Raw genomic sequence first — 10321 nt, forward strand, 5'->3', positions numbered from 1 at the left:
TTACGCGCTAAATTTTCCAGCCAAAGCGATATAAACGTTAAATTTACGGCTAAAAGCTAAAATTTAAAGAGCGAATTTAAACTGCAAAGGCATAAATTTAGCCGAATTTACTCCCTCGGCAGTCCGTTTTTATCAGACTTGTCGCTGATTAGCTTACCCGATTCGTCGTATTTTTTGGCGCGGATGAGCCTACCGCGCTCAAACTCCCCCCAGCCTCTAGTTTGCCGTTTGCGTAGTAGTAGTGGCGCGCCTCGCCGACCTCCAGTCCGTCCTCAAACAACACTCTGGCTTTTAGCTTGCCGTTTTCGTGATACTCCTCGTACAGTCCGTGATAGCGCCCGTTTTTAAACATCATTTTCGCCGCCAGCGCTCCACTCTCGTAGTAGTCCAGCCCAGCGCCTATTTGGCGGCCATCTTTGTACTCGTATTCGCCTCGTAGCTTACCGCTTGGATAGTATTCGCGCGCGACGCCGTTTTTTTCGCCGTCTTTGTAATTTTCTACCACGCGCGTTTTTCCGTTTTCGTAAAATCGCTTCCAAACGCCGTTTTTGCGGTCATTTTTGTATTCGCCCGTCTCCTCCACGGCGCCGCCTTCGTAGTACCATGTCTCCGCGCCTTCTCGCTTACCCTCTTTGTAGGTTCGCTTGCCGCGGATTTTACCGCTTTTGTAGTAGTCGAAGTCCTCGCCGTTTCGCAGCCCGCCGACGTATGGGCTGTGTGCGCTAACCTCGCCGCTAACGTAATAGTCGGTAAACACGCCCTCTCGCCTGTCCGCCTTGAAAAAGCCCTCCTGCTTTAACGCACCGCCCTCGTCAAAGTAGTAGCGGCGGTAGAGCCCGTCGCGGACGTCATTTTTGTATTCGCTCTCGCCCATCAGCGCGCCGCTATCTGCGTGGTAGTGCTTTGCCGTGCCATCGCGAACGCCGTTTTTTAAGGGGTATTCGTTTGAGGGTTTGTCTCTGCCGTCAAAATAGTCCCTGTATCGCACCGCCGTGCCGCCCTGCCGTCTATCTCGCGTATGAGCGTGGGCGGCAGAGGTTTTAGCCTCGGATAGACCATGCCCATCGCATTTACGTCATATAGGTCCTCGACGCTGTATCGAAGCATCTTTAGCGTGCCGTCGTAGAGCTTACCTTTTACGTAGTAAAGTCCGTTTTTTAGGCTCGCTTCGGGCTTCATTACGATTTTTGGCTCTAGTGCTTGCACGACTAGCGCTAAAAGCGGGAGCAGGAGGAGGAATTTTAAAATTTTAATATCTAAAAAATTCACAAATTTAATCCTTATAATTTATTGCATTACCACCAATTGAATATACTTTAAATCAATTTTTACTTTTCTGTTTTATAACATCAATGAGCCATTCTGGTAACTGCTTTATTTTAGTTACAATTCCATCATAGTCAATCAACCTATCAGAGCTTTTTGATTTATCTAAAAAATCACTTGGATTTTTAGAAATTATATCAATCGTAGACGACATTAATTTTGTAAGCAACTCTTGATTTTCTTCGTTTAAATTTTTGATTTGTTCTTTGTAACTTTCATATGAGCTTGCAATTGCGACTTTATGTGCATATTCCTGTGAAAGCCTCATAGCTTCTTTACGCCTATTTGAACAAAAAATAGCAAGCCAAATAAGAGGTAGTGCCATAGTTATTTTTGAAAAAAATCCGAAAAAGATAATATAAATTCTATTGTTCAATAAGGCAGATATATAGGGCGTAGCTATTGCATCGTTTGATTGCCCGAGTTGTTCAATTGTAGTTTTTACATCAAAGTTTAAAATTTCTTTTAAATCATAAAAGGACCAAAGTGCTACTAAAAATATAAATAAAATACATACGATAAAGGAAAAATTCCAAAATACAATCGTTTCACTTATCGAATTTCTCTCCCTGCCATAAGAGGCAGAAAGACTCGCATTAGTAGCTTTTTCATTTAGTTCCTTGATTATTTTGTCATACTCATCAAAACGAGTTTTCATTATACCTTTATATTCATCTAAATCTTTAAACATATTGTCAAGTTTTTGTTCCAAGCCTCCACTGCGAACATTATCATTTAGTTCACCGAAAATCTTTATATGAAATTTTCCTATTTCTTCTAGTTTTTGATAATTTTCGGTAATTTTCTCTTTGGTTAATTCTAGGTCTTGAGCTATCTTATTTCTTGCATTTTCTATTTCTTGCTGTATAGATATATCTTTATCTTCTTGCCTAACTACCAAATTAGTTCTAATTTTTTCTATCTCATTAAAGTATCCATAGATTTCATCTTTTTGTTTTAAAAAATCGCCGTTAGCAATATTGAATTTTGTATAGAATTCTCGACATCTGTTATTTTATTTTTGATCGCTTCTAATTTTAAATCATCCAATGATGCCTTTATTGCGTCATTGTATCCCGCAATCATCTCCATAACGATTGGTTTTGCCTGATTTTTTGGAATATATATGGTTGAATATCTGGCTAATATTGTTAAGGCGTTGTCGATAATGGCAGTCAAATGCCCCATACTTCTATTCCAATTGACAAAGCAGTTTTGAAATTCTCCAAAAAAAGCATTCGGAAGTAGATTTTCGTCCAATAAATTTATGTAATTCTCTATATAAATTAGTGCTTCCTTATTTCTAGCAAATTCCTGCGCTTCGTTTTCCGACATAGATTTAACATTCAATGTATTAATATCTTCTTTTAACTGCCTGAAATTATTTAAAGAATTACTTATTTTTGACATTTATCTTCCTTGCAATAGTGCTCTTTCTTAAGAATTTTAGCACTATTTTAATTACACACTTCTTTTGGATGCTTTACAAACTTGATAAATTTACTAATTTTTTAGTCGTCCTTTAACGTGCCCGCGACGACCTTCCACTCTTGCGCAAGCCTTTCAAAGCTAAAATTTGCGTTTGCCGAGCTAGTCGAGGGTAGTTTGAGGGGCGGTTTGCCGGTTGCGTTTAAAATTTGAGTTTTTAGATATTTTTCGCAGATTTCATGCGCTTTGCTGCCGTTTGAAAATACCTGCGCTATGCGCACTCCGCTAAAAATCGGCTCTAAATTTGCGGGCGAGACGGCGGTCATTTTAGCATCGCTCGAGCCCTTTATCTCGCACGAGATCGCGGCATCGTAGATGGCGATACGGCTGGTAAGCAGAAAATTTATCTTTTCATCCGTGCTTGTAGGTAGCGGAGCATTTAAAATCCCGGCCAGCACCCGCCAAAAGCGATTTTGCGGATTTGCGTAGTAAAAGCCGAACTTACGAGAAATGACGGAAGGAAAGGAGCCGAGAATTAAAATTTTAGAGTTTTTATCAAAAATCGGTTTAAAAGGATGGGTTTGGCTCATTTTGCACCTTTTAAATTTCCTGCATTATCAAATTTGAAAGCAAATTTAACTGCCTAAACTAGCGGCTAAATTTATAGATATTTTCCCTCGCCTGCCAAATTTAGGCGAGAGAAATTTGCGCCCTACTCGGCTACGCTGTCGGCAGAGGCATCCTCGGCGCTTTCAGGCGCTCTAGACTCGATCTCGTCGCTAAAGTCAGCCAAGCTTAGGCGTTTTAGCTGGCGGTAGCGTCTTTGCGCGTCGGCTTTGTTTTTAGCTAGCAGCTCGTCCGCGTGCTGCGGGTTAGTTTTTTTAAGCGAGTTGTAGCGAACCTCGTTTAGCAAAAACTCCTCGTAAAGCGACCAATCCGGCTCTTTTGAGGTCATTTTGAGCGGATTTTTACCCTCTTTGATTAGGCGCGGATCGTAGACGTAGGTCGGCCAGTAGCCGCACTTGGTCGCTAGCTCGCCTTGACCTCCGGAGTAGGCCATGCCGCCTTTTATACCGTGCGCGATACACGGCGAATACGCTATCACGAGGCTAGGTCCGTCGTAGGCCTCGGCTGCGGCGATGGCTTTTATCGTGTTTGCTTGGCTCGCGTTTGAGTTGATTTGAGCTACGAAGATGTTTCCGTAGGTCATCGCGATGTAGCCTAGATCTTTTTTCTGCATCGGTTTACCGGAGGCCGTAAACTGCGCTATGGAGCCTGCGCGGCTTGATTTTGAGCTTTGACCGCCGGTGTTTGAGTAGACTTCGGTGTCAAGTACGAGCACGTTTACGTTCTCGCCGCTAGCTAGCACGTGGTCAAGACCGCCAAAGCCGATGTCGTAGGCCCAGCCGTCGCCGCCGATGATCCACTGGGATTTTTTGACGAGATATCTTTTTAGCTCTAAAATTTCTTTCACGCCCTCTACGTCTAAATTTTGCTCCAAAATCGGCGTTAAAATTTTAGCGATTTGCGTCGTTTTATCGCCGTCGTTTTTATGCGCGATCCAGTCGGAGTATAGCGCGGCTAGGGCATTTGGCGCGGCGTCTTTGGTGCGCAGCATGATGTCTTCGATGCGGTGGCGCAGCGTCTCTACCGCGACGTTCATACCCATGCCAAACTCCGCGTTATCCTCAAATAGCGAATTCGCCCACGCTACGCCCTTACCCTCTTTGTTCGTCGTATAAGGCGTCGAAGGCGCGCTGCCGCCGTAAATCGAGCTACAACCGGTGGCGTTTGCCACGATCATACGGTCGCCAAATAGTCTCGTAACAAGCCCGATATAAGGCGTCTCGCCGCATCCGGGACATGCGCCGTGAAACTCAAATAGCGGCTGCGCAAAGCCCACGCCCTTGACGCTATCTTTGCTCATCAGGTCGTCTTTGTAGGTTACTTTTTTAAATAAATAATCGGCGTTTTCCTGCTCGTGTCGCTCCATCTCCTCGGCTAGCGGCACCATGACGAGCGATTTTTCCTTGCTCGGGCAAATTTGAGCGCACAATTCGCAGCCCGTGCAGTCTAGAGGGCTAACTTGGATTTTGTATTTTAGCCCTTTTACCTCTTTGCCTTTGGCGTCTAGGACGTGATCTTGCACGGTTTGCGGCGCGGTGGCGAGCTCATTTTCGTCGATGAGAAACGGTCTGATGACCGCGTGCGGGCAGACGAAGGCGCACTGATTACACTGGATGCAGTTGCTCTCGATCCACTTTGGCACCATTACGCCGATACCGCGTTTTTCGTAGGCCGTCGTGCCTGATTTAAAGTGTCCGTCTTCAAAGCCCACAAATGCCGAAACGGGCAGGCTATCGCCCCTGGCGGCGTTGATAGGCTTGACGATTTTTTCTATAAATTCGTCGCCGACGTATTTTTCCTCCGCGCTCGCGTCATCCGTCAAATTTACCCAGCTAGGATCGACCGCGACCTTAACCAGCCCGTCCGCGCCCATATCGATAGCCTTGTAGTTCATCTCTACGATCGCTTCGCCTTTTTTGGCATAGGCTTTGTGCGCGTACTCTTTCATGTATTTTTGCGCGTCGGCAAACGGGATGATGTCGGCAAGCTTAAAAAACGCCGACTGCATGATGGTGTTCGTACGGTTTTTCAGCCCGATCTCGCGAGCTAGCTTGGTAGCGTTGATGATGTAGAAATTTACCTTTTTGACGGCTAAAATTTTCTTTACTTTACTCGGCAGTTTAGTGACCGTCTGCTCGGCGTCCCAGATCGAGTTTAGCAGGAACGTCCCGCCCTCGCGGATACCGTCTATAACGTCGTAAATTTCAAGATACGCCGCGACCGAGCAGGCTACGAAGTGCGGATTTGAGACGAGATAGGTCGAGCGGATCGGGTTTTTACCGAAACGCAGATGCGAGCGCGTGTAGCCGCCCGATTTTTTGCTGTCGTAGGCAAAATACGCTTGCGCGTAAAGATCGGTTTTGTCGCCGATGATTTTGATTGAGTTTTTATTCGCCCCAACGGTACCGTCCGCGCCAAGACCGTAAAATAGGCACTCTTTTACGCTCTCGTCGCTTAGCGAAATTTTCTCGCCGACTTTTAGCGAGGTGAAGGTCACGTCGTCCTCGATACCGACGGTAAAGCCGTTTTTTGGCTCGCTTAAATTTAGATTTTCAAAGACGGCTAGCATTTGTGCAGGATCGACGTCTTTTGAGCTTAGACCGTAGCGTCCGCCCACGATCACGGGCTGATTTTTGCGTCCGTAAAACGCCGCCTTGACGTCCAGATATAGCGGCTCGCCGAGGCTTCCCGGCTCTTTCGTGCGGTCTAGCACGGCGATCTTTTCTACCGTCTCAGGCATTACGTCAAAGAGGTATTTTAGGCTAAACGGACGGTATAGATGCACCTTTAGCACGCCTACTTTTTCGCCCTTTGCGCGCAGGTGATCGACAACTTCTTCGAGAGTTTGCGTGACAGAGCCCATCGCGACCACGATGCGCGTAGCGTGCGGATCGCCGTAATAATTAAACGGTTTATAGTCGCGTCCCGTGATTTTTGAAATTTCTTTTAGATACTCGGCCACGATATCTGGCACCGCGTCGTAGTAGCGGTTAGCTAGCTCGCGCGTCTGGAAGTAGATGTCGTCGTTTTGCGCAGTACCGCGAGTCTTCGGGTTTTCGGGGTTTAGCGCCTCGTCTCTAAATTTTTGTAGCGCCTCGCGGTCAAGAAGCCTATCAAAGTGCGCGTAGTCAAGCACTTCGACCTTTTGTATCTCGTGGCTCGTGCGAAATCCGTCGAAAAAGTGCAAAAACGGCACGCGACCCTTGATCGCCGCTAGATGCGCGACACCGGCGATATCCATGACCTCTTGCACGGAGCCGCTTGCTAGCATAGCAAATCCCGTTTGGCGACAGGCGTAGATGTCCTGATGATCGCCAAAGATAGAAAGCGCCTGAGCCGCGATAGAGCGCGCGCTCACGTGGATGACGCCCGGTAGTAACTGGCCTGCGATTTTGTACATATTCGGGATTTTTAGCAAAAGTCCTTGCGAAGCCGTATATGTGGTAGTCAGCGCGCCTACTTGCAGCGAGCCGTGCACGGTGCCCGCAGCCCCGCCCTCGCTTTGCATTTCGACTACTTTAACGGGCATGCCGAATAAATTTTTCTTGCCCTGAGCCGCCCACATATCGGTGTAATCGGCCATCGGCGAGCTAGGAGTGATCGGGTAGATGCCCGCAACCTCCGTAAAAGCGTAAGCCGCGTGCGCCGCAGCCTCATTTCCGTCCATAGTTTTCATTATTTTAGCCATTTTTCCGCCTTAAATTTTCTTACGATCTTTAAAAATCTTTTATTATAGAGCTAGTTTCCAAAATCTACTATTAATCTATGTCATTAATAAATTCTGAGGATTTTGCCTTTTGAATTACTAACTTTAAGTAAAATTCCATTACCGTAATGAAAAAAATTAAGGATAAAATTTGATAAGCGTTCATAGGGTAGCCTATTTAAGGGTTATAGCTCTTGCTTTTTGTGCTTTTATATTTAACACTACTGAGTTTGTCCCAGTGCCACTTTTAAGTGATATTGCAAAAGATTTTGACATGAGCACGGCCGATACCGGTCTTATCATCACGATTTATGCGTGGAGCGTCACGATACTTTCTTTGCCACTTATGCTTTTGACTGCAAATTTAGAACGAAGATCTCTTCTTTTAAAGGTTTTTATCGTATTTGTTGTAGCTCATACGCTTTGCGCCTTTGCTTGGAATTTTAAAATTTTAATTATTGCTCGGTTGATGATAGCTATTGCCCATGCTATTTTTTGGGCTATCACTGCTTCACTTGCTGTTAGGCTAGCACCGATAAATAAAAGCTCGCAAGCTCTTGGATTGCTAGCTCTTGGTACATCGCTAGCGATGATACTTGGTCTGCCATTTGGAAGAATTTTAGGTGACGCACTTGGTTGGCGTGTGACCTTTGGACTGATCGGAATTTTTGCTGTTGGTGTTGGAGTTTGGCTATATAAAATTTTGCCACTTCTGCCAAGTAAAAACTCAGGCTCGCTTAAAAGCTTGCCAGAGCTTGCAAGAAATGGCCTTTTAATGGTCATATTTTTACTAACGGCAATTATCATAAGCGCGCATTTTAGCACCTATAGCTACATTGAGCCATTTGCAAAAGATATCAGTGGCTTTGATGGAAAATTTATCACAATATTCTTGCTTATATTTGGTGTTGCTGGTGTAGTTGCAAGCCTGCTTTTCTCTAAATTTTATAAGCTTATTCCAAATGCATTTTCAGCAATTTCTATCATGCTTATCTTATGTTGCTTGCTTTTGTTAAATTTTATTGCTAAAAATGAAGTTTTAATGCTAGTCTTAGCCTTTGTTTGGGGGCTTGGCATAGCTGGTGTAAATATGAGTTTTCAAATAAAAGTGCTAAATTTAGCCTCAAAAGCCACTGATGCTGCAATGGCGATATTTTCGGCTATTTATAACATAGGCATCGGAGCAGGGGCACTAATAGGGCATCAGACAATAGTTCATTTAGGCGAGAAAAATATCGGTAATGTTGGTAGTTTTTTTGCCGCAAGCGGACTTATCATATTTTTGTTTGCGGTATCTAAGGTTAAGAGAATTTAGATGTTTAAATATCTAAGCAAAACGTTACAAATTTCTACATATAAGTGATAATAAATATCATAACTAAGAAAAATTTTAGTTAAGCTTCCTTATAATCATTATCAGAAAATGAATAAATTTTAGGAGCTTATTATGTCAGTTTTAGTTATCGGTGCAGATGAGATAACGCCTATCAAGGCAGTTTTACATGATTTGGGAGCTGAGAAGATAGAGCACTGGGATGCTAGAAATGAAAATCGCGTAAATCGCAAGCCAATCCCTCAAGATACCGAGTGCGTGGTGATGCTAACTAGTTTTTTAAACCACAACACGATGAAGACTATTAAAACTCAAGCAAAAAAGAGAAATATTCCAATTGTTTGTGCAAAAAGAAGCGTTAGTTGCGTATTTTGCGAGTACTGCAAGGTCTTTGGGCTAGATAAGGAATTTGGATGCAAAGAATAATCAATGAAATTCGGGCTTTTATCAGATATTGGCGAAATAACTCCAAATATTTTTGCAAAGCTTGATAAGCTTTCGCGTGTAAAAATTTTTATTGCACTTTATAATTCTGGTGTGGAAAGTGAGCTAAAAATACCACTTTCTTATGCTAAATTTCTAAATTTTAAAGAAATTTTTGAAGCTAGGATAAATTTCCTACTTCGTGAGAAATGTCTAAATTTTAAGCCAGTAGATCGCTTTTGTATTTCATCAAATATCATCATAAATGCTTATTTAAAAGGTGACTTTTCAAAGATCAAATTTATAGCAAAAGAGCCAAAAATGGCGGCTGCAAAGATGATAAAAATGCTTTATGTAAGTGGAAAATTTGAGTTTTGTATCGATGCGGCACAGATGTTTTGTCAATTTGTTTATGATAAAATACGACTCCGCCATCAAGACAAAGAGGTCATGCTCAATAGCGGTGTCATCTCGGTCAAAAAAGATGGTAAAAATTTGCTCAGCGTCATGCCAAGCTTTAAAAAAGTGAGCTTTGATGATATGAGAAATTTAAACGACGATATAGATAGAGCTGTCGGTGTGCTTGGTCACGAGTGTGAGATGGTTTATATCGTTTTTCCTAGAAATGAGGAATTTAGGCGACACGTTGAGGTTAGGCACTGTTATGCGAGAGGTTTGATCAAGCTTGTGCCTTATACGATTATTAGTAAAATTTTTTAAAAAGGATAAAAATGATAGGTATAGTTTATGGAAGCAGCATGGGAAATACCGAAGATGCAGCAAAACTTATAAGTGAGGGTTTAGGCCTTGAAAATGAGCTTTTAAACGTTGCTGATGTAGACGCAGCGAAACTAAATAGCTTTGATAAGCTCATCCTTGGTACATCAACCTGGGGTAGTGGCGATCTTCAAGATGACTGGGACGCGTTTGACTTTAAAGCATTAAATCTAAGCGGAAAAACAGTCGCTGTTTTTGGCATGGGTGATAGCGAGAGCTACTCTGATGAGTACTGTAACGGCATGGCAAAGCTTTATGATGAGGTCGTAAAAGCTGGTGCAAAAGTAGTTGGTGAGGTTAGCACTGATGGATATACATTTGATGGCTCTGATGCTGTAAGAAATGGAAAATTTGTAGGTCTAGCACTTGATGCTGATAACCAAAGTGATAAAACTGAGGGTAGAATTTCAGCTTGGATCGAGCAGATAAAACCTCACTTTGCTTAATGTAATTTTAGCTAGATTTTCTAGCTAAAATTTTCATATATCCATAGCTGAGATGAAGCTTTTTATTCTTTCGTTTTGGCTATTGAAAAACTCATCTACCAAGCCATCAAACGCGATCACACCTTTATCTAAAAACAAAATTCTATCAGCTATCTTTCTAGCAAAATTCATATTATGAGTGACGATGATCATAGACTTTTTTCTTTGCAAGAGATAAATAACCTTAAACTTCGGCTTCAAGCTCTGGATCAAGCG

10 protein-coding genes and 1 pseudogene are annotated in these 10321 nt (G+C 43.1%); 4 read left to right on the top strand and 7 right to left on the bottom strand.

Going from position 1 to position 10321, the window contains the following annotated elements; genetic code table 11:
• Positions 1-148: 148 nt before the first annotated feature.
• The 6 genes from TH67_RS09810 to nifJ all read right to left on the bottom strand — a co-directional run bounded on the left by TH67_RS09810 (position 149) and on the right by nifJ (position 7069).
• Positions 149-988: a toxin-antitoxin system YwqK family antitoxin gene (locus tag TH67_RS09810; protein ID WP_257638078.1), complete on the bottom strand. Its 840-nt coding sequence runs from the start codon at positions 986-988 to the stop codon at positions 149-151.
• A complete protein-coding gene (locus tag TH67_RS10745; protein ID WP_257638079.1) occupies positions 931-1206 on the bottom strand; it encodes a hypothetical protein in 276 nt (91 codons plus the stop codon). Before TH67_RS10745 ends, TH67_RS09810 begins: the two co-directional genes overlap by 58 nt.
• 115 nt (positions 1207-1321) lie before the next feature.
• The gene (locus TH67_RS09815) at positions 1322-2227 is read right to left on the bottom strand and encodes a hypothetical protein (protein ID WP_072595406.1); all 906 of its coding nucleotides are present in this window, start codon (positions 2225-2227) and stop codon (positions 1322-1324) included.
• Positions 2228-2283: 56 nt separating this feature from the next.
• Positions 2284-2736 carry a hypothetical protein gene (locus tag TH67_RS09820; protein WP_072595407.1) on the bottom strand — a complete coding sequence of 151 codons (453 nt, stop codon included), beginning with the start codon at positions 2734-2736 and terminating at the stop codon, positions 2284-2286.
• 101 nt (positions 2737-2837) lie between these two features.
• Positions 2838-3344 (bottom strand): DNA-deoxyinosine glycosylase, encoded by a 507-nt coding sequence (locus TH67_RS09825; protein WP_072595408.1) that lies wholly within the window; start codon positions 3342-3344, stop codon positions 2838-2840.
• A 122-nt stretch (positions 3345-3466) separates the two neighbouring features.
• Complete coding sequence (gene nifJ, locus TH67_RS09830) at positions 3467-7069, bottom strand: pyruvate:ferredoxin (flavodoxin) oxidoreductase (protein ID WP_072595409.1); 3603 nt, start codon at positions 7067-7069, stop codon at positions 3467-3469.
• Positions 7070-7238: 169 nt separating this feature from the next.
• On the opposite strand from nifJ, the gene TH67_RS09835 reads away from it, so the two are divergent.
• The 4 genes from TH67_RS09835 to fldA all read left to right on the top strand — a co-directional run bounded on the left by TH67_RS09835 (position 7239) and on the right by fldA (position 10066).
• Positions 7239-8402 carry a sugar transporter gene (locus tag TH67_RS09835; RefSeq protein ID WP_072595410.1) on the top strand — a complete coding sequence of 388 codons (1164 nt, stop codon included), beginning with the start codon at positions 7239-7241 and terminating at the stop codon, positions 8400-8402.
• 132 nt (positions 8403-8534) lie between these two features.
• Positions 8535-8846: a DUF2325 domain-containing protein gene (locus tag TH67_RS09840; RefSeq protein ID WP_002939277.1), complete on the top strand. Its 312-nt coding sequence runs from the start codon at positions 8535-8537 to the stop codon at positions 8844-8846.
• 3 nt (positions 8847-8849) lie between these two features.
• The gene (locus TH67_RS09845; protein ID WP_072595411.1) at positions 8850-9563 is read left to right on the top strand and encodes a UDP-N-acetylmuramate--alanine ligase; all 714 of its coding nucleotides are present in this window, start codon (positions 8850-8852) and stop codon (positions 9561-9563) included.
• A gap of 11 nt (positions 9564-9574) precedes the next feature.
• Positions 9575-10066 carry a flavodoxin FldA gene (gene fldA, locus TH67_RS09850; RefSeq protein ID WP_072595412.1) on the top strand — a complete coding sequence of 164 codons (492 nt, stop codon included), beginning with the start codon at positions 9575-9577 and terminating at the stop codon, positions 10064-10066.
• A gap of 33 nt (positions 10067-10099) precedes the next feature.
• Here the strand turns inward: fldA and TH67_RS09855 are convergent.
• Positions 10100-10321 (bottom strand): annotated as a pseudogene (locus TH67_RS09855) (hypothetical protein); the annotation flags it as partial.

Origin of the sequence: Campylobacter concisus (assembly GCF_001891085.1) — a bacterium.
GTDB classification, from domain to species: Bacteria; Campylobacterota; Campylobacteria; order Campylobacterales; family Campylobacteraceae; genus Campylobacter_A; species Campylobacter_A concisus_O.

Coding starts and splice junctions, on each gene's coding strand:
- TH67_RS09820 (WP_072595407.1), bottom strand. CDS start 2,736: ATGTCAAAAATAAGTAATTCTTTAAATAATTTCAGGCAGTTAAAAGAA.
- fldA (WP_072595412.1), top strand. CDS start 9,575: ATGATAGGTATAGTTTATGGAAGCAGCATGGGAAATACCGAAGATGCA.
- nifJ (WP_072595409.1), bottom strand. CDS start 7,069: ATGGCTAAAATAATGAAAACTATGGACGGAAATGAGGCTGCGGCGCAC.
- TH67_RS09825 (WP_072595408.1), bottom strand. CDS start 3,344: ATGAGCCAAACCCATCCTTTTAAACCGATTTTTGATAAAAACTCTAAA.
- TH67_RS09840 (WP_002939277.1), top strand. CDS start 8,535: ATGTCAGTTTTAGTTATCGGTGCAGATGAGATAACGCCTATCAAGGCA.
- TH67_RS09845 (WP_072595411.1), top strand. CDS start 8,850: ATGAAATTCGGGCTTTTATCAGATATTGGCGAAATAACTCCAAATATT.